The sequence below is a fragment of the Aeromonas sp. ASNIH5 genome, from assembly GCF_002902865.1.
GTDB lineage: Bacteria > Pseudomonadota > Gammaproteobacteria > Enterobacterales > Aeromonadaceae > Aeromonas > Aeromonas caviae.
Genome location: NZ_CP026122.1, coordinates 3,183,751 through 3,205,671 on the forward strand (window position 1 = coordinate 3,183,751; position 21,921 = coordinate 3,205,671).

Sequence of the window (21,921 nt, forward strand, 5' to 3'; positions counted from 1 at the left end):
GTTTCCCCCCATTTTCCCTCCGGATTTGATACCCGAAGGCATGCAGGGTAAAGTCCCCCGGCGCCAGCAGTGGCGAACGCAGGAGAAGCACGGCGGTGTGCCGTGACCAGTCGACAATCCGTTTGGGGGAGTAATGGAACAGAAACCATCGTTGGTGGGCGGGGCATGCATCATTGCCGGCGTCTGTGTGGGGGCAGGCATGCTGGGGCTGCCGAGTGCGGGGGCGGGCGCCTGGACCCTCTGGTCCATGCTCGCGGTGGCACTGACCATGGTGGTGATGACGGTCTCCGGCTGGATGCTGCTGGAGTCCTATCGGGGCTATCCCCTGCGCGTCTCCTTCGATACCGTGACGCGGGATCTGCTGGGGGAGAAGGTCAACGCCCTCAACAATCTCAGCGTTTATTTCGTCGGCGGCATCCTGCTCTATGCCTACATCACCTCGGCCGGTCTCATCATCGACGGCATGACGGGGATGGGCAGCCAGTGGGCGTCCGTGCTCTTTACCCTAGCCTTCTCCCTGCTGGTGTGGCACTCCACCCGGGCGGTGGACCGCATCTCGGTGTTGCTGGTGATCCTGATGGGGCTGAGCTTTGCCTTCGGCATCTCGGGCCTGTCGATGAACGTGCGCCTCGATCTGCTGCTCGACCGGGTGGGCAGCGAAGTGAGCTACGCCCCCTATGCCCTGGTGATGCTGCCGGTGGCGCTCACCTCGTTCGGCTACCACCATTCGGTCTCCTCCATGCGCGCCTACTACGGTGAAGAGCGTCGCGCCAGCCGCGCCATTCTGGGGGGCACCCTGATCGCGCTCGCGTTTTACCTCATCTGGCTGGTGAGCGTCTTTGGCAACCTGCCCCGCAGCGAGTTCGGCCCGGTGATCGCGGAGGGGGGCAACGTGGATGCCCTGCTCAAGGCTCTCGGTTCGGTGATCGAGTCCAAGGCGGTGGCCAGCGCCCTCAACGCCTTCTCCATGGCGGCCATCCTCTCCTCCTTCATCGGGGTGGGGCTCGGGGTGTTCGACTACCTGGCGGATCTGTTCAAGTTCGACAACAGCCGGGGTGGCCGCGCCAAGTCCTGGGCGGTGACCTTCCTGCCGCCCCTGGTGCTCTCCTTGCTGTTCCCGTTCGGCTTCCTGGTGGCCATCGGCTATGCGGGCGCCGTGGCGACCCTGTGGACCTGCATCATCCCGCCTCTGCTGGCCTGGAAGGTGCGGTCGGCCCGGCGCGAAGACGGTGGCGAGGGCTTCCGCGCCCCCGGTGGCCTCTTCATGATCGTCCTGGTGATCCTGTTCGGCGTGCTGACCGCCGCCTTCCACCTGCTCAACATGGTGGACCTGCTGCCCGCCTACAAGGGCTGAGCCGTTACCCGGGTCGCAGTGCCAGCACACAATGACAAAGAAGGAGCCTCATGGGCTCCTTCTTGCTTGTCACACAGGCAATATTGGCGTCGGTTACTGAATGCCGACCGACAGGGAGTGGGGGACCTTGGCGCCTTTACGGGCGGTGGCGCGCATCTGGTAGACCTGGATCAGGTACTTGCCCGACTTGGGCAGGGTGCCTTGCCATTTTGTGTCCACGTTGCCGCCGCCCAGTGCCTCGGCCTGACCCGGGATGGCGCCCGGCGCGAAGACGTTGAAGTTGGCATTGGTGCTGCCGGTGATGGCGACCGTCATGGTCTGGCCTTCTTTGGCGCCCAGGGTGTAGTTGATGGTGTCATAACCGGAGAAGGTGCCGTCAACCTTGGCGCTGTGCGCGCCTTTGGCGAAGTGCACCGGCACCGTGGTCACCTTGTCTGCCGCCTGAACCGAGGCCGCCATCATCATGGCCAGCAAGGCGGCCGTTACTGCTTTTTTCATTATGTATTGCTCCTGTGATCGGGCCCTGGCACGGGCCTCAAGGGGAAGATATGCCTGAACGATGACGCGACTCCATCGAAATGATGGGGCGGTCGGAGCGGGGGATGTTGCAAGATTTGGGGTATGCACAGACGGACATAGTGCCTTTTGGCCGCAAGCCAGATGAACACAAGGTCGATGGGGTTTTATATGGCGAGTTCCCTGATACAGGGGCGTTTTTGTCAACGTGGTGTTGACGAACAGGGTGCCCGCTGCGGCCATGAGTCTGCGACAGAATTGATCGCCCCGGGTCTCCTGCATGGTCAGGGCGCGGGAGGGCTTGCGGAAAAAGAGGACGTCATGGCTGGCTGGTGCCCTCAGCCGCCATGGCCTGCTGCTCATAGCGCGCCACCGTGCCGTCCTGCTTCATTTGCCGGATCACGCTGGCAAGGGGGGCCAGCAGATCCTGATGCCGTTCGTGCAGGTAGACGTAAGAATCGGCCAGCTCCATCACCCCGGCGGAGTAGATGCCGGCATAGCCCGGGTCCTGGCGCGTCAGGGCGGCCAGGGTCTGGCTGGCAATCAGGGTCTGCTCCACATAGAGGTCACTGCGCCCCTTGAGCAGCTTGCCCATCCCCTGCTCGGCGGTGGCGATGGCAAAGAGCCGGTCCGGTGCCACCACCTTGCCCAGCATCATCTCCGGCAGCTTGGCGCCACGGCGAAACTCGACCCGATAACCGGTGCCCTGCAGGCTGTGCCACCCCTGCAGCTGGATCCCGGGCTGGTGGGCATAGGCCTGATAGGAGACGGCGAAATGGGGCTCTGGCACGCGCTGGAGGGTGCGGGTCTGCTGCTGGTAGCTGGCGGCGCGGTGGATCTCGCCATCGACCTGTCCCTGCTCTGCCAGCAGGGGGGCCCGTCCCCCGGGGTAGCCCTGGTACTGGAAGTCATAGCCCAGGCGGGCGAACGCATCCCGATAGATGAGATCGAGCCAGCGACCATAGGGGGACTCCCTGGTTTCAAGGGAGCTCACCAGTGTGATGTTGCCCCTGCCTTGCGCCCCCCATACCTGGAAGGCCAGCAGCAAGAGCAGTGAAAGAGCGAAGAAGCGGTATCCTGAAACCTGCGCCATGGTGTCCCTGTCAGAGCGGTGGTTGCAAAGGGTGACAGTCCTATCCTAGCCCAGGGGGTTGCCCGGTCCAGCGCTTTCTGCCGCCCGCCCGTGGATACCCTCCGGGCCGCCTCCCGTCCCGCCTTGCCCGAATGAACGCCAACTAAGGGAGATAGCCAGCGCCGCTCACAGGCTGGCGAAATCCACCTCGGGCAGGGTTTCGAAGCCGGGGCGGGCAAACAGATAGCCCTGCATCAGGCTGACGCCCATCTCCCGCAGGCAGGCCATCTCGTCGCGGGTCTCGACCCCTTCCGCCAGCGGGGTGATCTGCAACTCCGTAAACAGCGCCAGACAGTGGCGAACGATGGCCTGACGGATCGGGTCCTGGTCGATGCCGCGCAGCAGGTGCATATCGAGTTTGATGATGTCGGGGCGAAAATCGGCCAGCAGGCTCAGGCCCGAGTAACCGGCGCCAAAGTCGTCGATCGCCGTCTTGAAGCCCAGGGCCTGATAGTGATCGACGATGCCGCGAATATGGCGGTTGTCCTGCACCTGTTCCACCTCGGTGAACTCGAACATGATCTGCTCGATGGGAAAGAGATGCTCGCGGGCCGCCTGCAACGTGGTGCGGATGCAGCGCTCCGGGCGATAGACCGCATTGGGCAGGAAGTTGATGCTCAGCATGCCCCGCATGTCGAGGCGGGCGGCCAGCGCGATGGCCTTGATCCGGCACAGCTGATCGAAGCGGTAGCGGTTGTCGTCGTTGACCCGGTCAATCACGCTCTGCGCCGACTCGTTGTTGAGCCCCCGCACCAGGGCCTCGTAGCCGAAGACAGTGCGTTGGCTGCAATCGACGATGGGCTGAAAGGCCATGGTGAAGTCGAAGTCGAGATCTGCTTTCTCCTGGCACAGCTGGCAGATGGCGGGGGACGGGGCGGCAGGTATGTCCATGACGTTCCTTTCAAGGCGTGGGGTCGCGAGAGATTGCCTCAAAGGATAACAGCTCCTCTCTCGCCGGCAGAGGTTATTCCTTGGGGCTGGCGGGTATCGGGTAGAGGATTGTGTGGCAAAGTCGGGGCCATGATGGATTCGACAATGACCGATCAATACCAAGCAGCATACTCCGTAGGCCTCCGTCGCCCCGCAGGTTCGATTAGCGCAGCGTAATCGGACGAACGAGAGGTGTTGATAGTGGTTGTTGCCGTGCAACAGGAGCGGCCAACCGGAGTGGAAAATTCGGCTGGCCGTGATGGCGGGAGAGTCCATTTACGCGAACGTCCGATTACGCCTGGCGGCTAATCGAACCTACGGGCTGTGGGGGCGATGGCAATCCGATACCCTATGGCTCGGATTCTTCTTTTATCACGGGAATGGGATATGCTGATCATCTTCAGTGGTTTGCCGGGCAGCGGAAAAAGCACCATAGCGCGAGCCCTGGCCCGGCGGCTGGGCGCCGTCTACCTGCGCATTGATACCATAGAGCAGGCCATTCGTGCCGCTGAGCAGGCGGATAACGAGATGGGGCCGGCCGGTTATTTCATCGCCTATGGGCTGGCCAGAGAGAACCTGGCACTTGGCTCGATCGTCATCACGGATTCCGTTAACCCCATCCAGCTCACCCGGGATGCCTACCACGACATCGCCCGCTCGGTCGGGGTGCCCTGTCTCGATGTCGAAGTGGTCTGCTCCAACCCAAGTCTGCACCGCGAACGGGTCGAGAACAGGACGGTGGATATCGAGGGGCTGGCATTGCCGGATTGGCAGGCAGTGATCGAGCGCGACTATCAACCCTGGGACAAGGAGCGTCTGGTGCTGGATAGCGCCACCCTGTCGGTCACCCAGAGCGTGGAAGCGATTGTCGCTGCATTGGCACAGGAATCGTAGGCTCGATTAGCGCAGCCTAATTGGACGAACGAGAGACTTTGATTGCGGTTTCTGCCATGCAACAGAGAGGTAGAAATTCGGCTGGCTGAGCACTGCGGCTGACCAGGTGGCAATAGGACGTATCAGCGAGGTTGCTCTGGCGTGAACGAGCTATGGTCATGGCAACCTTCTCAGCAGTGAAATATCAATCTAAGCTGCTAAATAACCGTTCCGAAATGTAGATCACTTATCCGGGAAAGAAGGGAACTCGGCGTCGTTTGTGCGATCTGATTAATCGCCAAACCAATCAAACGACAAACGAGCCGAGCCCGAAATGATACTAACACTCCCCGACCATGATGAGCGACGCCGGATCATCAACAAGATGCACCGGACCAAAGATAAAGATCTCTGCCGGAGGCTCAACGCCATCTTGCTCCTTGCTGACGGGCACAGTGTCTCGGCTGTTTCTCGGCTCACTGCCGCCGCCCGGTCATCGATCAATCGCTGGGTGAACTGGTACACCTTGTACGGTCTGGAGGGGCTTGAAAGCGAGCCTCGGGGGCGCAAGCCGGTGCTGCCATTTGCTCACATCTCGGGTCTATTACACCTGTTGATCCAGTTGTCTCCACAGGAGCTCGGATATCAGCGCTCTCGTTGGAGTACCGAACTGATGGCGCTTGAACTCAAACGGAGTTGGCGCCTGACATTGCATGCTTCAACAATACGGCGATGGCTGCCCAGGCTAGGGATTGTCTGGCGCCGGGCCGCGCCCACTTTGCACATCCGCGATCCCCATAAAGAGCGGAAAATGGCCGCCATCAATGAGGCCTTGGGACGCTGCAGTGCGGACCATCCCGTGTTCTATGAAGATGAGGTGGATATCCACCTCAATCCCAAGCTGGGGGCGGACTGGATGATGCGAGGGAAGCAGAAGAAAGTGGCAACTCCGGGCCAGAATCGCAAACATTACCTCGCTGGCGCCCTGCATGCCGGAACAGGTAACGTGACCTATGTGGCGAGCGATAGCAAAGACACGGACTTGTTCTTGTCACTGCTCCAGACACTAAAGCGAACTTATCGGCGCGCCAAGAGCATCACGCTGATCCTGGATAACTACATCATCCACAAGAGCAAAAAAGCACAGCGATGGCTGGCAAGAAATCCGAAGTTCATCGTGCTTTTTCAGCCGGTGTATTCGCCATGGGTGAACCAGATTGAGCGGCTGTGGCATGCCCTCCATGAAACGATCACCCGGAACCACCAATGCCGCACATTGGGTGAGTTATTACGTCGCGTGTTCTACTTCCTGGATCATGCCGCCCCGTTCCCCGGTAATGGACATGGGCTTATGCAACTGGAGCGAAATTAGGATCAGCTATTTAGTTCTGTGGTGGTTTTCCGAGCGAAACCAAACGTAATTGGAAAACAAGCATATAAACCACCAAGAGGATTCTTGAATACATCATAGCTGCATCTAGATATGAAATTTATTGAAAAATGATTGTGCCAATGATTACATGTGAGTCATAAACAATAATCAGACAATCTCCAATGTTTAGGATCTATGATATATCAGCTTTTGACAAAGTTAACATAGAAGAACTCGGTACGAAATCTAAGTTCTGGTACACTGATGAGTCAGGTGGAGAGTTTTTGTTTAAATCTGTTGTAACTTACGACAGAGATGGGCATGAAATAAAACGATATGGTGAAGATTGGGCTGAAAAGGTTGCTTGTGAGTTAGCAAAGGCAATTGACATACCATGTGCTGATTATGAACTTGCAATATATAATGGTGAAAGAGGTGTTTTAACGCCAAACATTGTGGTTGATAAGACTCTGTCCTTAAGCCTTGGGAACGAAATTCTAAAAAAATATAACGATCAGCAATCGCTAGTAACAGAAGAGAAGCAGAATATATTTCTCGTTTATCTAATTATGCGCAGGCTCATCAGAAATAAACCTTTAAAATTCAATAGTCAAACTGGAATAAAGAGTGCTGCAGATTTTTTCTGTGGGTATCTGATGCTTGATGCATTAATTTCAAACCAAGATAGACATAGTGAAAACTGGGGGTTCTTGACTACAAAAAATGGTACATATCACTTATCTCCTACATTTGACCACGCTGCCAGTTTAGGCAGAAATGAGTCAATTGAGAAGAAGAGCCAGAGGCTCATGTCTAAAGATCGAGGTCAAAAAGTTGAGACCTACGTCAAGAAATCAAAGTCTTATTTCTACCTAAAAGATAACAGATTAAAGACTCTTAGCGCTTTTGAATTCTTTGGTATACTTACACCAAACGCGGCGCTAAAATGGGTAGAGAAAATTAAAAATTACCCATGTGAGAGATTTGATGAGATCTTGAATTTGATTCCAAAGGAGGTGTTGGATGATGTATCAAAACAGTTTGCAAGCAAAATGTTTAAATGTAATAGAGATAATATAATTTCTCTAGAAAAAACTTTTGTGAAATGTTTAAATCCAGCAGTTCGAAAGGAATTAATGAGGACATATGAGTAGCTTATATGTTATCTGGCAAGACCCACAGCCACAATCAAGAATGTGGATTCCTGTTGCTAAGTTAGAACACAAAGATAACTTATTTATTCTTTCTTACACAAAGGGTGCCAATCATAAGAATTTTTCTGGTCTTCCTCGCATGCAAAGTAAGGATAAAACATATTTTTCAGAAGATATTTTCCCATTCTTAAGTAATCGAATTCTTTCTAGTCGTAGACCAGAATATCACTCTATGCTTGAATGGACAGATATGAATAGTGACGATTTCGATCTATTCCGTTTTTTAGGTGTGACAAGTGGTTCAAAGACAACTGATAATTTCCGTGTCATTCTAGCTCCAGAGAGAAATGGGAGTGATATTTACTCATTCAATTTTTTTGTTAGTGGGCATCGTTATATGGAGCCAGTGCAAGATGAATCATTGATGCTTACCCCAGGAGAGAAAATTGATTATGAGTTTGAAAGAACTAACTCCCATGACAGTTTGGCTGTAGCATTATTTCATGGGGAAAGAAAAATTGGTTATTTTCCTAAATATCTTAACGAAGATATTTGGGTGCTAACAGACATCTTGAATTCAGAAAGAAAACCATTACCCAAAATTACAACTATCAAATTTAATGCTGACGCACCAGAGCAATATAAAATCCTGTGTGAGTTTAAGAGTGTATGGCCAGAAAGTTTCAAGCCATTTAGCTCACAAGATTATCAGCCAATTGTGTCTTCATAATAATTCAGTCTGTTTGTACAGATCTAGTTATCACCTGACACCGGCCTCAAACCGGTGTCTTGTTTACGCTACTTTAGTGCGCACTTCCTTCGGTATCAATTTCAGACCCTTTTTGAACATGCTGTAGGGAGTCTGTCCTTCCATCATCCTGCCTTGATGTGGCCGCTGGGTGTTGTAGTGATCCAGATAGCTGTCCAGGTCTGTCTGCATCTGCTCTACCGACTCATACCAGGTTGTCCTCCCCTTGATACGGAAGTGTTCATCCAGCAGGGTGCGATGTAGCCGCTCGATAAAGCCGTTGCTCTGCGGCCTGCGTACCTTGGTGGTCCGGTGCTCAATCCCCTCCAGTTGCAGGAACAGCTCGTAGGGATGATGGTCAGGGCGGCCGCAGAACTCGCGCCCGTTGTCCGACAGGATGGTATAGACCCGCGCCTCATGGGCTTCGAAGAACGGCAATACCGTTTCATTGAGCACATGAACCGAGGTCACCGGCAGCTTGCTGGTGTAGAGCCGTCCCCAGGCGTGGCGGCTGTAGCAGTCCAGTACGGTTTGCAGATACACCTTGCCCACCCCCTTGAGTGCGCCGACGAAGAAGGTGTCGACCGCCACCAGTTCCCCGGTGTAGTGGACCTCAATCTGGCGTTCGCGAAACTCGGGGCTGAAGCGTTCTAACAGGCGAATCTGCTCGTCATTGAGCTCAATGGTCTGCTCCCGGTGGGTTTTCTCGAGGCGCAACAAGCGGTCGTGTTTGGAGAGCAAGTCGTGACGTTGCCACACGCCACGCACACCACCCGCACTGACATTGATGCCTTGCAGAGCCAGTTCTTGGGCGACCCGCAGCGGGCCATGAGTTGGTCTGGTGAGGGAGTAATCGAGGATGGCCTGTTCAATCTCAGGAGCGACCCGATTGGGATGAGCCCCTTTACACCCGGGCAATTTGTCGAGCAATCCCTCGGCGCCATAGGTCTGGTAGTTACGGCGAATTTCGTAGAACTGCTGACGGCTGTAGCCGATGAGCTTGCAGGCTTTGCTGACATTATTGAGCTCTTTGGCGAGCTCTAGCAGGCTGAGTTTGCGACGTGCTACTTTCTCGTTGGTGGTCATACGGTGACTCCGGATAACACGGTAGGGGTACCGTTTTGTTATCCGGTTTGAAGCCGTATGACCACTCCCTTTTGTGGGCAACTGTCAGGTGAATACCATCTCCATACAGTCTGTTTTCAATAAAATAAACGGCGCCTCGCGGCGCCGTTTTTATATCACTTACCCAACCGGAATCACTGCAGCAGGGAGATATCCGCGACTTGCAGGAACAGGTTGCGCAGGTTGTTCAGCAGCGCCAGACGGTTGGCCTTGAGGGCCTCGTCGTCGGCCATCACCATCACTTCGTTGAAGAAGGTATCGACCGGCTCGCGCAGGGCGGCCAGACGGGTGAGGGCAGCCTGATAGTCACCGGCGGCGAACAGCGGGGCCAGTTCGGCTTGCAGTGCAGCAACCTGGGTGGCCAGCGCCTTCTCGGCAGCATCGACCAGCAGTTCCGGTTTGACGGCAGTCGGCAACTCGCCTTCGACCTTGGCCAGAATGTTGCTCACGCGCTTGTTGGCGGCAGCCAGTGCCAGTGCGGCATCCAGCGTGCGGAAGTGGCTGACGGCCTTGACGCGACGATCGAAGTCGAGCGGACGGGTCGGGCGGCGGGCCAGTACGGCCAGCACCACGTCGGCACCGATGCCTTCGTCCTGATAGGCGGCGCGGAAGCGGCCCAGCATAAAGTCGACCACGTCGGTGACGACGGTTTTGTTGGTCAGCTTGTCGCCGTAGACGCGTACCGCTTCTTCAACCAGTTCAACCAGATCCAGATCCAGCTGCTTCTCGGTCATGATGCGCAGGGCACCGATGGCGGCGCGACGCAGGGCGAACGGATCCTTGTCACCCTTCGGCAGCATGCCGATGCCGAAGATACCGGCCAGGGTGTCGAACTTGTCGGCCAGCGCGACGGCGCAGGCAACCAGACCGGACGGCAGGGCATCACCGGCAAAGCGCGGCATGTACTGCTCGTTGAGGGCCACGGCAACCGCTTCGTCTTCGCCATCGTGACGGGCGTAGTGCATCCCCATGACACCCTGGGTGTCGGTGAACTCGCCGACCATGTTGGTCATCAGGTCACACTTGGAGAGCAGACCGGCACGGCGGGCCTGAGTCACGACGGCACTATCGCCACCACTGATGCGCTCGGCGATAAAGCCGGCGACGGTCTCGATGCGCTCGACCTTGGCCTTGACGGTGCCCAGCTGTTGCTGGAACAGCACGGTTTCAAGGCGCGGCAGGCGGGAGGCCAGGGTCTGCTTGAGGTCGGTCTTGAAGAAGAACTCGGCGTCTGAGAGACGGGGGCGAACCACCTTTTCGTTGCCGCTGATGATCTGGCTCGGGTCTTTGGACTCGATGTTGGTGACGAAGATGAACTTCGGCAGCAGCTTGCCGTTCTTGTCGTAGACCGGGAAGTACTTCTGGTCACCCTTCATGGTGTGCACCAGCGCCTCGGCCGGCACGGCCAGGAACTTCTCTTCGAAGTTGGCGGTCAGCACCACAGGCCACTCGACCAGTGCGGTCACTTCTTCCAGCAGGGCGTCGTCCAGATCGGCCACGCCACCGAAGGCGGCAGCGGCCGCTTCGACGTCAGCCTTGATCTTGGCCTTGCGCGCCATGAAGTCGGCAATCACCATGCCACGCTCCTGCAGGATCTGCGGGTACTGGCTGGCGTTGTCGATGGTGAACTCGCTCTCGCCCATAAAGCGGTGGCCGCGAAGGGTGCGGGCAGAGTCGATACCCAGAATGTGAGCGGGCACCAGCTCGCCATCCAGCAGCAGGGTCACGGTGAAGACCGGACGCACGAACTGGATGGTCTTGTCGCCCCAGCGCATCATTTTCGGGATCGGCAGTTTGGCCAGCGCCTGGCTAACCAGTTCGCCCAGCAATTCTTTGGCCGGACGGCCTTCGACCTTGGCGGTGTGAACCAGCCACTCGCCCTTGTCGGTGACCAGGCGCTCGGCCTGCTCAACGGTGATGCCGTTGCCACGGGCCCAGCCTTCGGCAGCCTTGGTTGGCTTGCCTTCGGCATCGAACGCTTGAGCGACGGCAGGGCCGCGCTTCTCGACGCTCTTGCTCGGCTGTTCGCCAGCCAGCTCGCTTACCTTCAGCGCCAGACGGCGCGGTGAAGCAAACCACTCGACGTCGCCGAAGGCCAGATCGGCCTTGGTCAGTTCGGCTTTGAAGTTGTCGGCAAAGGCTTCGGCCAGGGAGCGCAGGGCTTTGGGCGGCAGCTCAGCAGTACCGATCTCTACCAGAAATGTATGTTGTGCCATGTCCGTTCCTTAACCTTGCTTGTTCTCTGTGCGCTGACACATGGGGAAACCCAGCGCTTCGCGGGAGGCGTAGTATGCCTCTGCCACGGCCTTGGTCAGGGTGCGAATGCGCAGGATGTAGCGCTGACGCTCGGTGACCGAGATGGCCTTGCGGGCATCCAGCAGGTTGAAGGAGTGAGCGGCCTTGAGGATGCGCTCGTAGGCAGGCAGCGGCAGCGGTTTTTCCAGTGCCAGCAGATTCTGGGCTTCCTTCTCGTACTGCTCGAAGCAGTGGAACAGGAACTCCACGTCGGCGTGTTCGAAGTTGTAGGTGGATTGCTCCACTTCGTTCTGGTGGAACACGTCGCCGTAGGTGGTCTTGCCCAGCGGGCCGTCAGACCAGACCAGATCGTAGACGCTGTCCACGCCCTGGATGTACATGGCCAGACGCTCGAGACCGTAGGTGATCTCGCCGGTGACCGGCTTGCACTCGAGGCCGCCAACCTGCTGGAAGTAGGTGAACTGGGTCACTTCCATGCCGTTCAGCCACACTTCCCAACCCAGACCCCAGGCACCCAGCGTCGGGTTTTCCCAGTTGTCTTCCACGAAGCGGATGTCGTGGATCTCGGGATCCAGACCTAACTCTTTCAGGGAGCCGAGGTAGAGTTCCTGAATGTTGTCGGGGGAGGGCTTGATGATCACCTGGAACTGGTAGTAGTGCTGCAGGCGGTTCGGGTTCTCACCGTAGCGGCCGTCAGTCGGACGGCGGGACGGTTGTACGTAGGCGCAGGCGATGGGCTCCGGGCCCAGGGCGCGCAGGCAGGTCATGGGGTGGGAGGTACCGGCACCCACTTCCATATCCAGCGGCTGAATGATGGTACAGCCCTGGCGGGACCAATAGTCCTGCAACTGCAGGATCAGGCCCTGAAAGGTTTTGACATCGAATTTTTGCATAGTGTTTTTCGCGCGAAATGAAATCAGAGCAAGATTTGCTGAATGTGAACCGAGGGAGTATACCGTCTGGCATGGTCGGATAATAGGCGAAATTACAGGGGATTAGTGGGGCTATGTTGCCGCTTGCCCTATGATGTCGCCGACGCAAGCGGCCTGCCGATGGCCGATGAAAAACAGGGGAGAGGAAATGGAACTGCGCTGCGCCTGGGTGACCAGAGACCCGGAATACATCGAATACCATGACAAGCAGTGGGGCAGGCCGGTGTATGACGCCCGCGAGTTGTTTGCCAAGCTCTGCCTCGATGGTCAACAGGCGGGGCTGTCGTGGATCACCATCCTCAAGCGCACCGAGAGCTACCATCGCGCCTATGCGGATTTTGATCCGGTGCGCATCGTGCAGTTCGACGAGCAGGATGTGGAACGGCTGATGCAGGATACCGGCATCATCCGCAACCGGCTCAAGGTGCAGTCGATCATCAAAAATGCCCGCGCCTATCTGGCGCTGGAGGCCGAGGGCATCGACTTCGTCGATTATCTGTGGAGCTTTGTCGGCGGCGCCCCCATCGTCAACCAGCGTCAGGGCAACGGCGACATTCCGGCGACCTCGCCGGAGTCGGATGCCATGTCCAAGGCCCTCAAGAAGCGCGGCTTCACCTTCGTCGGCAGCACCATCTGCTACGCCTTCATGCAGGCGGTGGGCATGGTGAACGATCATCTGGTGACCTGCCCTTGCCACGCCGAGTGCCAGCAAGCAGCGGTGACGTGAAGGGGAAATGCACGAAGAAGGGAGGCTCAGGCCTCCCTTCTTTTTTGCTCTGAATCAGCAGGGCTCAAGGGTGCGGCCGAGCGCCTCGCACACCTCGTCGCTGCTCATCAGCCGCACGAAGGGGCCGGCCAGGGTGGCGTTGTGATGGGCGATGATCTGGGGGGCGGTCAGTTGCGGCGTGTCCATGCAGGTATGGGCATCGCTCACCAGCACTACGGTGTAGCCGAGATCTGCCGCCGCCCGGCAGGTGGTGTCGATGCAGTACTGGGTCTTCATGCCGGTGACGATCAGGGTCTGCACGCCGTCCTCTTTCAGCCAGCCATCGAGACCGGTGCCATGGAAGGCGCTGGGGCGCTGCTTGTCGAACACCCGATCGGCCTCGCCGACGACCAGCTCAGGCGCAAGCTGCCAGAACGGACTGCCGGCGGCGATGGGGCTGCCGGCCGGGCCCGTGTGGCGCACCGCCAGCACAGGGAGAGCGGCACTGCGGGCCGCCTGGCTCAGGCGATTGATGTTGGCCAGGGTCTCGGCCCCGGCATGGGGGGCTTCCGGGCCGTGAAGGAGGCCCACCTGGATGTCGATGATGAGCAGCGCGGGGCGGGAAAGGGACGACATGGTCATGGCTCCGTGAGAAATGTCACCCACTCTGGGGCCATGGGCTCTTATGAGACAACCCGCATATGGGGGGCAACCACTCCAGACCCCGGGAGCATGTTCCGTTGCACCGGGCCTGGGGCCTTTTCGCCCCTCGGTACAGCCGGGATACAGTCACACGGGTTCACCATCGGGATCGTCATCACGAGGGAATCCCGTGTCACTGAGCGCCGCCGCCCTCTCTTCCCCGGTTGTCTGAGCCTGATCGGCTGTACCCCGGGGATGATGTTGCTCGTCAGGGCAAACACGAGGGGAAGCCGGCCCTGTGCAAGAAGGTCCGAGGCTGCACAGACGACGTCCCCGAGGGCCGAGGTTGCGCTACCGGGATCCTGCCCCTCCCCTATCATTGAAAGACGCCGGACCGGTTCAGGTTGTCTGGCGAAGGAGCCATCATGAAGAAGTCCGTATTGGCCCTGCTTGCCGCCACCGCCTTGCTGGCCGCCCTGCCTGCACAGGCCACCAAGCAGGCCCAGGAGCGCCGTGACGCCCGCGATGTGCGTCAGGATACCCGTCAGGAGTCCCGTGACGCGAAACAGGCGTGTCGTGAGGGGGTGGTGGGCAATGCCGACTGCCGCCAGGAGCATCGTGACAACAAGCAGGAGGGGCGAGACAAGGCCCGGGAGATCAAATATTGAGGCGGGCCCGTCCGAAGATGGCCTGCACCGGGTAAGTCGCAAGGGGCAGGGGGCGTTTTGCCCCCTGCCCATCTTCGCAATGCGCGCGTCACACTCTGGCGCCTCTCTGGGTTAGAATGCGCGGCTATCGGCTAGAGTCGTTCTTTTTCAGAGGTTTTTTCATGCATTTCAAGAAACTGGTTCCTGCACTTGCCCTGACCGTCGCCATCACTGGCTGTACCACCAACCCCTATACCGGTGAATCCCAGACCTCCAAGGGCGCCTGGGGCGCGTTGGCGGGTGCGGCGACCGGCGCAGCCGTGGGGGCGCTCTCCTCCAGCAAGGGCGACCGCAAAAAGGGCATCCTGACTGGCGTCGCCGCCGGTGCGGCCCTGGGTGGTGGTATCGGTTACTACATGGATGTGCAGGAAGCCAAGCTGCGCGAGAAGCTGCAAGGCACCGGCGTCAGCGTGACCCGCAACGGTGATCAGCTGATCCTCAACATGCCGAACAACGTCACCTTCGACAGCTCCAGCGCCCAGCTGAAAGCCGCCGGTGCCAACACCCTGTCCGGCGTGGCCCTGGTGGTTGCCGAGTTCGACAAGACCCGTCTGAACGTGGTCGGTCACACCGACAGCACCGGCTCCCGCGAGCTGAACATGAAGCTCTCCCGGGATCGCGCCGATGCCGTCGCCGCCCAGCTGATCGGCCAGGGCGTGTCCGGCAGCCGCATCGCCATCAGCGGTGTGGGCCCGGATCAGCCGGTGGCCAGCAACAGCACCGCCGAAGGCAAGGCCCAGAACCGTCGGGTGACCATCACCCTGACCCCGACCACCTAAGCGGCCCGGTTCGATGCCATGAAAAAGGCCCCGCCAGCGATGGCGGGGCCTTTCTATTGGCGCCGGTGCGTGCCCTGTGCTCCTTGCCCCCTTCTCCCCTTGCGGGAGAAGGGTCGGGGATGAGGGGATAACCGCCTCTTAGACAGCGGCAGTGAGCTGTACTTCCACCCTGTAGCCTTCGTGGGCCAGACGGGCCTGCACGCAGGCACGAACGGGGGCTGTGTCTGCATCAGGGGAGCCAGGCATCCCGCTTTGTTTAGACCGCCGCAGTCAGCTGCACTTCTACCCTGTAGCCTTCGTGGGCCAGACGGGCCTGCACGCAGGCGCGCACGGGGGCTGTGTCGGCATCAGGGGAGCCAGGCATCCCGTTTTGATTAGACAGCGGCAGTCAGCTGTACTTCCACCCTGTAGCCTTCGTGGGCGAGACGGGCCTGCACGCAGGCGCGCACGGGGGCGGTGTCTGCATCAGGGGAGCCAGGCATCCCGCTTTGTTTAGACCGCCGCAGTCAGCTGCACTTCTACCCTGTAGCCTTCGTGGGCCAGGCGGGCCTGTACACAGGCGCGAACGGGGGCTGTGCCGGCCGGGATCCAGGCATCCCACTGGGCGTTGAAGGCGGCGATGTCTTCAATGTCCTTGAGATAGATGTTGGCCATCAGGATCCTGTCGACGCCGGAACCGTTGGCTTCCAGCAGACGCTGCAGGCTTTCCAGCACTTCACGGGTCTGCTGGTGAATGTCGGCGGTCTCGGTGGCGGGCACTTCCACCACGTAGAGGGTGCCGTTGTGGATGACCACATCAGACCAGCGCTGGGTGGTCCCGATACGGGTAATGGTTGTCATGTTTGCTCCGGTACAGGGTTATTGACCCTTGCGGATCAGGTAGCGGTAAGGGGCCTGCTCAGTCTCGCTGGCGACCAGGGTATGGTCCATGAAGCGGCAGAAGCTGGGAATGTCACGGGTGGTGGAGGGGTCGTCGGCGCTGACCAGCAGGGTCTCCCCATCCGCCATCAGCCGCACTTTCTTGCGAACCATCATCACGGGTTCGGGGCAACGAAGCCCGATTGCGTCCAGCTCGTGGGTCGCATTGCAGAATTCAGTACTCATGAATAATCAACCTTCAGCCGCACCTTCTTGCGCGCTATCGTCACGGGCTCGGGGCAACGAAGCCCGATTGCGTCCAACTCGTGCGTTGCGCCGCAGAATAAAGCACTCATCAATAATCAACCTTCAACCAATTCGGCCAGCAATGATACTCACGGCGAAAAAATAATCAAACCACGGGGCGGTTATGCAGCATATGCTACCAAAATGTGAACCGGCTCTACCCAGGCTTCGCTCGATGAGTAATATAAAAATTGAACCATATTCAACAAGGAGGTGTGAATATGCAGGTCTCCTACGGCAGATTGCAAGCCTACGCAGGCATGGGGTTCTTGTCGTTCGCCATGATAGTGCTGGGCAGCCCGATCGGTAATACCGGTACCTGGTTCGGCTCCATGGTGATGATAGGGCTGGGGCTCTGGATCGAGCTCAGCGACTACTACGACGAGGATGAGGACGAGAACGATCCCTCCTGAGAGCCTGGCTCTCGGCACTCAAAGGCGGACGATGTCCGCCTTTGTCATTTCTGCTCCGCGCCGGAACGGGTCGAGCGCATGGCGCGTTCCAGCTGCTGCGCCGTCTGCTCGGGGTTGGCCCTGGCGTCGTTGAAGAAGCTGCTCAGCACATCCATGATCCCCTGGCGCATGTTGGTGGGCACCGCCATCCCCTCCGCCATGCTGGGCAGCAGGTTGTCCTGTTGCTCGGCGTGGAGGAAATCCTGATAGGAGCGGATGGCGCAGCGATCGAACTTGCTCATGTCCGGCTTGATGAGCGCCGGGATAGAGCCCTTCACCCGGTTGAACTCCTCCTGAAAGCGCGGCGTCATCAACAGCCTGGCCAGCTCGCCCTGGGCCTGCAACTGGGCGGGATCCCGCTGCTTGAACATGGCGATGGAGTCGAGGTTGTAGCTGAACAGCCCCTGGCTGCCCGGGCTTGGCAGGCACTCGATATCCTCGCCGGGGCGGTAGTTGCCGGCGCTCAGCTCCCCCTTCACCCAGTCCCCCATCACCTGCATGGCCGCGCCGCCGCTCTCCAGCAGGTTGGTGGCCTGGTGCCATTTCAGGCCGGCGTATTTCTCGGGCACATAGGCGCGCAATTGCTGAAAGCGAGTCAGCACCCGCGCCATGTCGGGGCCGGTCAGGGTGGCGCTGTCCTGTTCGAGGAAGGCCTTGCGATAGAAGGTCTTGCCCCCTTCGCCGAGGGCCACCGTTTCGAACAGCACCGCGATCTGCCAGGGTTCATTGCCGATGGCGAGGGGGGTGATGCCCTGCTCCTTGAGCTTGTCCGCCACCGCCACGAACTGGGCCCAGTCGGTGGGGGGCTTGAGCCCCTGTCGCTCGAATACCTTGCGGTTGAGCCACAGCCAGTTGACCCGGTGGATGCCGGTGGGAACCGCCATCAGGGCGCCGTTCTGGCTGAGGGTATCGCGCACCATGGGGGGCAGCTGAGGGTACCAGCCGAGGTGCTCGGCCATGGGGGTGAGATCGCGCAGAAAGCCCAGGCTGCCCCACTCGTGCAGCTCGAACCCCTTGAGGTGGGCCGCCTCCGGCGGGTTTGCCGCCAGGGCCCGGCTCTTGAGCACCGTCATGGCGCTCTTGCCGCCCCCCCCTTGTACCGCGAAGTCGTTCCACTGGTTGCCCTGTTCGGCCCACTCGGACTTGAGCACTTCCACGGCCCTGGCCTCGCCGCCGGAGGTCCACCAGTGCAATACCTCCACCTGGGAGGCGCAGACGGGCAGGGAGAGCAGGGCGATGACAGAAAAAGACAACCACTTCATACATTACTGCCTTGGTAGGGAGAGGGTGGCCTGCAGGCCGCCCTGGGGGCGATTTTCCAGCACCAGGTCGCCGCCGTGGGCGTGGGCTATGTTGCGGGCGATGCCAAGGCCCAGCCCGGTGCCGGCGGCATCGGTGCTGAGGCGGTAGTAGGGCTCGAAGATGCGCTCGAACTGATCGTCCGGCAGACCGGGCCCCTCGTCCATGATGAAGAGGATCAGCATCTCCTCGTCATCCATGATGATGATGCGCACCTTCTGGCCGTACTTGATGCCGTTGTCCACCAGGTTGCCGATGCAGCGCTTGAGGGCCAGCAGCTTGCCGCGATAGGGCCACTTGCAGTGGCCCTCGATGGTGAGCAGATCCTCGTGCAGGTTCATGGCCTCCGCCATCTGCTCCAGCAGGGCGTTGACGTCGATCTGCTCGAGGTTCTCGTGAATGTCCGTCTCTTTGACCGTCTGCAGCGCCCCTTTGACCATCAGCTCCAGCTCGTCCAGGTCCTTGTTGAACTTGGCGATCTGCACCTCGTCGTCCAGCAGTTCGACCCGTAGTCGCAGCCGGGTGATGGGGGTCTTGAGGTCGTGGGAGATGGAGCTGAAGAGGCGCTCCCGATCGTCGATGAAGCGGCGAATGCGCTGCTGCATGATGTTGAAGGCGCGGGTCGCCGCCACGATTTCGGAGGCACCCTCCTCCTTGAGGGACGGCTGGTCGATGTCCTTGCCGAGGTTGACCGCCGCCTTGGCGAGGCGACGCAGGGGGCGGGTCTGCCAGCGCACCAGCATGAAGGTGAAGAAGCAGAGAAAGACCGTCATCAGGGCGATGAAACGCACCTGGTTGCTCGGCATCACGGTGTCATCCAGCGTCATGTAGGGGGCGGGCAGCAGGGCCGCCAGATAGAGCCACTCCCCCGGTTCTATCTCGATCTGGGTCACCAGCACCGGCGGATTGATGGGCTCCAGGGACAGGGTGTAGCGGGCCCAGGAGGAGGGGAGATCCGCCAGCAGGGTGTCGTTGTTGAAGACGTGCAGCTCCTCGGGGCGGGAGAAGTCCACCTTGATCGCCATGGCGTCGGAGAGCTTGCGGCTGAGCACCTCCTGCACCTCTTTGAGCACCAGCGTCTTGCGCTCGCTGTCGGGGATGGCGCTGATGTGGATCTCTTCCTCGTTCAAGGAGACGAAGAAGCGGCTGCCCCCCATGTTGCGCAGCTGATCCAGGGCAATGTGGCGGTATTGCAGGGGCAGGGACTTGAAGAAGTTGACGGTGGAAGCCGCCGACAGCGCCAGGTTGCGGGTGGTGCTGAGCATGCCCTCCAGCTCCCGCTTCTGGATCTGCTGCATCCAGATGCCGGTGAGGATGGTCTGGGAGAGCAGGATGGCGAGCAGCAACAGCAGCAGCATCCGCGACAGCAGGGAGCGGGGCACCAGGGCCCGCCAGAACTTCTGCCCCGTCATGGCAGCGTGTGTCTCTTGTCGATCAGCATGGGGTGCTTACCTCTGTGCCTTGCCGTTGCCCCGTGATGGGTCTCTCTTCTGCCCGTTCAAGGTCTCGCCGTAGCGTCTGTCTGTTACGGGATCTCGTGGACTTCGGCGATCAGCATGTAGCCGCTGCCGCGAATGGTCTTGATGATGCGCGGGCTCTTGCCGTTGTCACCCAGCTTCTGGCGCAGGCGGCTGATCTGCACATCGATGCCGCGTTCCATGGGCAGGCTCTCGCGACCGCGGGTGGCGTCCGAGATGGTATCCCGGTCCAGCACCACGCCGGGCTGCTGCAGGAACATGCCGAGCAGCAGGGCATCGCTGCCGGAGAGATCCAGCAGGCTGCCATCTTCGTGGGTCAGCTGGTGGCTCAGGGTGTCCAGGGTCCACTCGGCGAAGCGCAGCCGACGGCTCGGTTCCTTTTCTTTCTCCGGCTGGCGGAATTCGGCGCGGCGCAGCAGTGCCTTGATGCGGGCCTGCAGTTCGCGCGGGCTGAACGGCTTGGCGATGTAGTCGTCGGCGCCAAGTTCCAGACCGATCACCCGGTCAGCCTCGTCGGAGGCGGCGGTCAGCATGATGATGGGTACCTGGGAGTCGCGGCGGATCTGCTGGCAGAGGGTAAAGCCGTCGTCGCCGGGCATCATGATGTCCAGAATGATGAGGTCCGGGCTGTGCTGGGCCAGTTGTTGGCGCATCTCGTTCCCTTCAGCCGCGGTCAGTACCTCGAAACCAGCCCGGGTCAGGTACTCGTTGAGCAGCTCGCGGATCTCCCGATCGTCGTCGACGATAAGCAGTTGTTTGCTCGTTGACATATGTATGTGCATCCACCCATTTTTTTGTGCAGATTGAACCTGTCGGGGGAGCAAAAAGCAAGCAAGCCCCCCCTCTAATGTGAAGTTATGGGCAATATAGCCTCAGGATTGGCCCCGATCGCGGGAAAAGAATAAAAAAGGCCGACCCAAACGGGCCGGCCAACACGCAGATTCCGACGGCAGGAGCGCACCCCGTGTGGCGCGTTCCACAGACTCGACAGCAGGGTCGGCAGGCCGACCCGGTATTCGTGATGGGGCCGCTGTGCCGGGAAGCAGGGCCGCCTTCTGTCTGTTGTTGCCGCCCCGAGGCGGCGTCCCTGACCGGTGAGCGGTCAGGAGTGATTCACTTACACCCGTTCGAACACTGTGGCGATGCCCTGACCCAGGCCGATGCACATGGTGGCGACTCCCAGGGTGGCGTCCTTCTCTTCCATCAGGTTGATCAGGGTGGTGGAGATGCGGGCACCGGAGCAGCCGAGCGGGTGACCCAGGGCGATGGCGCCACCGTTGAGGTTAACCTTCTCGTCCACCAGGTCTTGCAGACCCAGATCCTTCACGCAGGGCAGGGACTGGGCGGCAAACGCCTCGTTCAGCTCGAACAGGTCGATGTCGCCGACGGTCAGACCGGCCCGCTTGAGCGCTTTCTGGGTGGCCGGCACCGGGCCGTAACCCATGATGGCGGCGTCACAGCCGGCGATGGCCATGGCGCGCACCCTAGCGCGGGGCGTGAGGCCGAGGGCCTTGGCGCGATCCGCACTCATCACCAGCATGGCGGCGGCGCCATCGGACAGGGCCGAGGAGGTGCCGGCGGTGACGGTACCGTTGACCGGATCAAACACCGGGCGCAGCTGGCTCAGGGTGTCGACCGTGGTCTCGGGGCGGATCACCTCGTCATAGTCGTAGAAGAAGCGGGCGCCGCTGGCGTCATGGCCTTCCAGCCCGACGATCTCCTTGGTAAAACGCCCTTCCACGGTGGCGGCGTGAGCACGGCGGTGGGAGCGGGCGGCAAACTCGTCCTGCTGTTGACGGCTGATGCCGTGCAGCTTGCCGAGCATCTCGGCGGTCAGCCCCATCATGCCGGAGGCTTTTGCCACCGACTTGGCCATGCCGGGGTGGAAGTCCACCCCGTGGCTCATGGGCACGTGGCCCATGTGCTCGACGCCGCCGATGATGAAGATATCCCCATCACCTACCTGAATGGCACGGGAGGCATCGTGCAGCGCCTGCATGCTTGAGCCGCACAGGCGGTTGACGGTGACCGCCCCCACCTGCTTCGGAATGCCGGCCAGCAAGGCGGCGTTGCGGGCGATGTTGAAGCCCTGCTCCAGGGTCTGCTGCACGCAGCCCCAGTAGATATCCTCGATCTCGTTCGGGTCGAGGTTGGGGTTGCGCAGCAGGATGGATTTCATCAGGTGCGCGGACAAGTCTTCTGCACGCACGTTGCGGAAGGCGCCGCCCTTGGACCGGCCCATCGGGGTCCGGATACAGTCGACAATGACTACGTCTTTCATGAATGGATCTCCTTTCCGCAA

The 21,921-nt window shown here is 59.7% G+C and carries 23 protein-coding genes and 2 pseudogenes; 9 read left to right on the forward strand and 16 right to left on the reverse strand.

The window, feature by feature from the left end; genetic code table 11:
- The first annotated feature begins 133 nt into the window (after nucleotides 1-133).
- The gene (locus C2U30_RS14880) at nucleotides 134-1,354 is read left to right on the forward strand and encodes an aromatic amino acid transporter (protein ID WP_045522578.1); all 1,221 of its coding nucleotides are present in this window, start codon (nucleotides 134-136) and stop codon (nucleotides 1,352-1,354) included.
- Between the two features lie 93 nt (nucleotides 1,355-1,447).
- Here the strand turns inward: C2U30_RS14880 and C2U30_RS14885 are convergent, their stop codons facing one another.
- From C2U30_RS14885 to C2U30_RS14895, 3 genes are all read right to left on the reverse strand, one after another.
- Entirely contained in the window at nucleotides 1,448-1,852 is a 405-nt protein-coding gene (locus tag C2U30_RS14885; RefSeq protein WP_010672394.1) for a hypothetical protein, read from the reverse strand.
- Nucleotides 1,853-2,189: 337 nt separating this feature from the next.
- On the reverse strand, nucleotides 2,190-2,963 hold the full coding sequence (locus tag C2U30_RS14890) for a hypothetical protein (RefSeq protein ID WP_103244013.1): 774 nt from the start codon (nucleotides 2,961-2,963) through the stop codon (nucleotides 2,190-2,192).
- 165 nt (nucleotides 2,964-3,128) lie between these two features.
- Entirely contained in the window at nucleotides 3,129-3,893 is a 765-nt protein-coding gene (locus C2U30_RS14895; protein WP_103244014.1) for an EAL domain-containing protein, read from the reverse strand.
- Nucleotides 3,894-4,319: 426 nt separating this feature from the next.
- On the opposite strand from C2U30_RS14895, the gene C2U30_RS14900 reads away from it, so the two are divergent.
- The 4 genes from C2U30_RS14900 to C2U30_RS22655 all read left to right on the forward strand — a co-directional run bounded on the left by C2U30_RS14900 (nucleotide 4,320) and on the right by C2U30_RS22655 (nucleotide 8,061).
- Nucleotides 4,320-4,826, forward strand: a complete 507-nt coding sequence (locus C2U30_RS14900) for an AAA family ATPase (RefSeq protein WP_103244015.1) — start codon at nucleotides 4,320-4,322, stop codon at nucleotides 4,824-4,826.
- Nucleotides 4,827-5,139: 313 nt separating this feature from the next.
- Entirely contained in the window at nucleotides 5,140-6,177 is a 1,038-nt protein-coding gene (locus tag C2U30_RS14905) for an IS630-like element ISAeme16 family transposase (RefSeq protein ID WP_103244016.1), read from the forward strand.
- A gap of 182 nt (nucleotides 6,178-6,359) precedes the next feature.
- The gene (locus C2U30_RS22650; RefSeq protein WP_158654915.1) at nucleotides 6,360-7,331 is read left to right on the forward strand and encodes a HipA domain-containing protein; all 972 of its coding nucleotides are present in this window, start codon (nucleotides 6,360-6,362) and stop codon (nucleotides 7,329-7,331) included.
- Nucleotides 7,324-8,061 carry an HIRAN domain-containing protein gene (locus C2U30_RS22655; protein WP_158654916.1) on the forward strand — a complete coding sequence of 246 codons (738 nt, stop codon included), beginning with the start codon at nucleotides 7,324-7,326 and terminating at the stop codon, nucleotides 8,059-8,061. The genes C2U30_RS22650 and C2U30_RS22655 overlap by 8 nt, the downstream gene beginning before the upstream one ends.
- Nucleotides 8,062-8,124: 63 nt before the next feature.
- On the opposite strand, the gene C2U30_RS14910 is transcribed toward C2U30_RS22655, so the two are convergent.
- The 3 genes from C2U30_RS14910 to glyQ all read right to left on the reverse strand — a co-directional run bounded on the left by C2U30_RS14910 (nucleotide 8,125) and on the right by glyQ (nucleotide 12,353).
- A complete protein-coding gene (locus C2U30_RS14910; RefSeq protein WP_042017433.1) occupies nucleotides 8,125-9,165 on the reverse strand; it encodes an IS481-like element ISAs19 family transposase in 1,041 nt (346 codons plus the stop codon).
- A gap of 173 nt (nucleotides 9,166-9,338) precedes the next feature.
- On the reverse strand, nucleotides 9,339-11,420 hold the full coding sequence (gene glyS, locus C2U30_RS14915; protein WP_103244017.1) for a glycine--tRNA ligase subunit beta: 2,082 nt from the start codon (nucleotides 11,418-11,420) through the stop codon (nucleotides 9,339-9,341).
- A gap of 9 nt (nucleotides 11,421-11,429) precedes the next feature.
- A complete protein-coding gene (gene glyQ, locus C2U30_RS14920) occupies nucleotides 11,430-12,353 on the reverse strand; it encodes a glycine--tRNA ligase subunit alpha (protein WP_042017395.1) in 924 nt (307 codons plus the stop codon).
- Between the two features lie 187 nt (nucleotides 12,354-12,540).
- Here glyQ and C2U30_RS14925 point away from each other — a divergent pair, with 187 nt between their 5' ends.
- Nucleotides 12,541-13,119, forward strand: coding sequence for a DNA-3-methyladenine glycosylase I (locus C2U30_RS14925; RefSeq protein ID WP_103244018.1), 579 nt, complete (start codon nucleotides 12,541-12,543; stop codon nucleotides 13,117-13,119).
- A 54-nt stretch (nucleotides 13,120-13,173) separates the two neighbouring features.
- Here C2U30_RS14925 and C2U30_RS14930 read toward each other — a convergent pair whose 3' ends face one another.
- Nucleotides 13,174-13,734, reverse strand: a complete 561-nt coding sequence (locus C2U30_RS14930) for a cysteine hydrolase family protein (protein ID WP_103244019.1) — start codon at nucleotides 13,732-13,734, stop codon at nucleotides 13,174-13,176.
- Nucleotides 13,735-14,165: 431 nt separating this feature from the next.
- Between C2U30_RS14930 and C2U30_RS14940 the strand changes: the two genes are divergently transcribed.
- Both C2U30_RS14940 and C2U30_RS14945 read left to right on the forward strand, forming a co-directional pair.
- On the forward strand, nucleotides 14,166-14,408 hold the full coding sequence (locus C2U30_RS14940; RefSeq protein WP_053288899.1) for a hypothetical protein: 243 nt from the start codon (nucleotides 14,166-14,168) through the stop codon (nucleotides 14,406-14,408).
- Between the two features lie 161 nt (nucleotides 14,409-14,569).
- Complete coding sequence (locus C2U30_RS14945; protein ID WP_103244020.1) at nucleotides 14,570-15,226, forward strand: OmpA family lipoprotein; 657 nt, start codon at nucleotides 14,570-14,572, stop codon at nucleotides 15,224-15,226.
- A 138-nt stretch (nucleotides 15,227-15,364) separates the two neighbouring features.
- Here the strand turns inward: C2U30_RS14945 and C2U30_RS14950 are convergent.
- The 5 genes and pseudogenes from C2U30_RS14950 to tusA all read right to left on the reverse strand — a co-directional run.
- Nucleotides 15,365-15,454: pseudogene (locus tag C2U30_RS14950) on the reverse strand (endoribonuclease L-PSP); the annotation flags it as partial.
- A gap of 28 nt (nucleotides 15,455-15,482) precedes the next feature.
- Nucleotides 15,483-15,590: an endoribonuclease L-PSP gene (locus tag C2U30_RS14955; RefSeq protein WP_042864719.1), complete on the reverse strand. Its 108-nt coding sequence runs from the start codon at nucleotides 15,588-15,590 to the stop codon at nucleotides 15,483-15,485.
- A 10-nt stretch (nucleotides 15,591-15,600) separates the two neighbouring features.
- A pseudogene (locus C2U30_RS14960) lies at nucleotides 15,601-15,690 on the reverse strand (endoribonuclease L-PSP); the annotation flags it as partial.
- 28 nt (nucleotides 15,691-15,718) lie between these two features.
- Entirely contained in the window at nucleotides 15,719-16,066 is a 348-nt protein-coding gene (locus tag C2U30_RS14965; protein WP_045522565.1) for a RidA family protein, read from the reverse strand.
- An 18-nt stretch (nucleotides 16,067-16,084) separates the two neighbouring features.
- Nucleotides 16,085-16,330: a sulfurtransferase TusA gene (gene tusA / locus C2U30_RS14970; RefSeq protein WP_041214136.1), complete on the reverse strand. Its 246-nt coding sequence runs from the start codon at nucleotides 16,328-16,330 to the stop codon at nucleotides 16,085-16,087.
- 281 nt (nucleotides 16,331-16,611) lie between these two features.
- On the opposite strand from tusA, the gene C2U30_RS14975 reads away from it, so the two are divergent.
- A complete protein-coding gene (locus tag C2U30_RS14975) occupies nucleotides 16,612-16,803 on the forward strand; it encodes a hypothetical protein (RefSeq protein ID WP_010672410.1) in 192 nt (63 codons plus the stop codon).
- Between the two features lie 44 nt (nucleotides 16,804-16,847).
- Here C2U30_RS14975 and C2U30_RS14980 read toward each other — a convergent pair whose 3' ends face one another.
- The 4 genes from C2U30_RS14980 to fadA all read right to left on the reverse strand — a co-directional run bounded on the left by C2U30_RS14980 (nucleotide 16,848) and on the right by fadA (nucleotide 21,900).
- Nucleotides 16,848-18,104, reverse strand: a complete 1,257-nt coding sequence (locus C2U30_RS14980; RefSeq protein WP_041212018.1) for an ABC transporter substrate-binding protein — start codon at nucleotides 18,102-18,104, stop codon at nucleotides 16,848-16,850.
- 3 nt (nucleotides 18,105-18,107) lie between these two features.
- Nucleotides 18,108-19,553: an ATP-binding protein gene (locus C2U30_RS14985; RefSeq protein WP_010672412.1), complete on the reverse strand. Its 1,446-nt coding sequence runs from the start codon at nucleotides 19,551-19,553 to the stop codon at nucleotides 18,108-18,110.
- A gap of 113 nt (nucleotides 19,554-19,666) precedes the next feature.
- On the reverse strand, nucleotides 19,667-20,389 hold the full coding sequence (locus C2U30_RS14990) for a response regulator (RefSeq protein ID WP_010672413.1): 723 nt from the start codon (nucleotides 20,387-20,389) through the stop codon (nucleotides 19,667-19,669).
- A 347-nt stretch (nucleotides 20,390-20,736) separates the two neighbouring features.
- The gene (fadA, locus tag C2U30_RS14995) at nucleotides 20,737-21,900 is read right to left on the reverse strand and encodes an acetyl-CoA C-acyltransferase FadA (protein WP_103244021.1); all 1,164 of its coding nucleotides are present in this window, start codon (nucleotides 21,898-21,900) and stop codon (nucleotides 20,737-20,739) included.
- Nucleotides 21,901-21,921 lie beyond the last annotated feature (21 nt).

What these genes read in the sequence shown, in the direction of transcription:
- C2U30_RS14880 (WP_045522578.1), top strand. Translation starts at nt 134, where the DNA reads ATGGAACAGAAACCATCGTTGGTGGGCGGGGCATGCATCATTGCCGGC.
- C2U30_RS14885 (WP_010672394.1), bottom strand. Translation starts at nt 1,852, where the DNA reads ATGAAAAAAGCAGTAACGGCCGCCTTGCTGGCCATGATGATGGCGGCC.
- C2U30_RS14890 (WP_103244013.1), bottom strand. Translation starts at nt 2,963, where the DNA reads ATGGCGCAGGTTTCAGGATACCGCTTCTTCGCTCTTTCACTGCTCTTG.
- C2U30_RS14895 (WP_103244014.1), bottom strand. Translation starts at nt 3,893, where the DNA reads ATGGACATACCTGCCGCCCCGTCCCCCGCCATCTGCCAGCTGTGCCAG.
- C2U30_RS14900 (WP_103244015.1), top strand. Translation starts at nt 4,320, where the DNA reads ATGCTGATCATCTTCAGTGGTTTGCCGGGCAGCGGAAAAAGCACCATA.
- C2U30_RS14905 (WP_103244016.1), top strand. Translation starts at nt 5,140, where the DNA reads ATGATACTAACACTCCCCGACCATGATGAGCGACGCCGGATCATCAAC.
- C2U30_RS22650 (WP_158654915.1), top strand. Translation starts at nt 6,360, where the DNA reads ATGTTTAGGATCTATGATATATCAGCTTTTGACAAAGTTAACATAGAA.
- C2U30_RS22655 (WP_158654916.1), top strand. Translation starts at nt 7,324, where the DNA reads ATGAGTAGCTTATATGTTATCTGGCAAGACCCACAGCCACAATCAAGA.
- C2U30_RS14910 (WP_042017433.1), bottom strand. Translation starts at nt 9,165, where the DNA reads ATGACCACCAACGAGAAAGTAGCACGTCGCAAACTCAGCCTGCTAGAG.
- glyS (WP_103244017.1), bottom strand. Translation starts at nt 11,420, where the DNA reads ATGGCACAACATACATTTCTGGTAGAGATCGGTACTGCTGAGCTGCCG.
- glyQ (WP_042017395.1), bottom strand. Translation starts at nt 12,353, where the DNA reads ATGCAAAAATTCGATGTCAAAACCTTTCAGGGCCTGATCCTGCAGTTG.
- C2U30_RS14925 (WP_103244018.1), top strand. Translation starts at nt 12,541, where the DNA reads ATGGAACTGCGCTGCGCCTGGGTGACCAGAGACCCGGAATACATCGAA.
- C2U30_RS14930 (WP_103244019.1), bottom strand. Translation starts at nt 13,734, where the DNA reads ATGTCGTCCCTTTCCCGCCCCGCGCTGCTCATCATCGACATCCAGGTG.
- C2U30_RS14940 (WP_053288899.1), top strand. Translation starts at nt 14,166, where the DNA reads ATGAAGAAGTCCGTATTGGCCCTGCTTGCCGCCACCGCCTTGCTGGCC.
- C2U30_RS14945 (WP_103244020.1), top strand. Translation starts at nt 14,570, where the DNA reads ATGCATTTCAAGAAACTGGTTCCTGCACTTGCCCTGACCGTCGCCATC.
- C2U30_RS14955 (WP_042864719.1), bottom strand. Translation starts at nt 15,590, where the DNA reads ATGCCTGGCTCCCCTGATGCCGACACAGCCCCCGTGCGCGCCTGCGTG.
- C2U30_RS14965 (WP_045522565.1), bottom strand. Translation starts at nt 16,066, where the DNA reads ATGACAACCATTACCCGTATCGGGACCACCCAGCGCTGGTCTGATGTG.
- tusA (WP_041214136.1), bottom strand. Translation starts at nt 16,330, where the DNA reads ATGAGTACTGAATTCTGCAATGCGACCCACGAGCTGGACGCAATCGGG.
- C2U30_RS14975 (WP_010672410.1), top strand. Translation starts at nt 16,612, where the DNA reads ATGCAGGTCTCCTACGGCAGATTGCAAGCCTACGCAGGCATGGGGTTC.
- C2U30_RS14980 (WP_041212018.1), bottom strand. Translation starts at nt 18,104, where the DNA reads ATGAAGTGGTTGTCTTTTTCTGTCATCGCCCTGCTCTCCCTGCCCGTC.
- C2U30_RS14985 (WP_010672412.1), bottom strand. Translation starts at nt 19,553, where the DNA reads ATGACGGGGCAGAAGTTCTGGCGGGCCCTGGTGCCCCGCTCCCTGCTG.
- C2U30_RS14990 (WP_010672413.1), bottom strand. Translation starts at nt 20,389, where the DNA reads ATGTCAACGAGCAAACAACTGCTTATCGTCGACGACGATCGGGAGATC.
- fadA (WP_103244021.1), bottom strand. Translation starts at nt 21,900, where the DNA reads ATGAAAGACGTAGTCATTGTCGACTGTATCCGGACCCCGATGGGCCGG.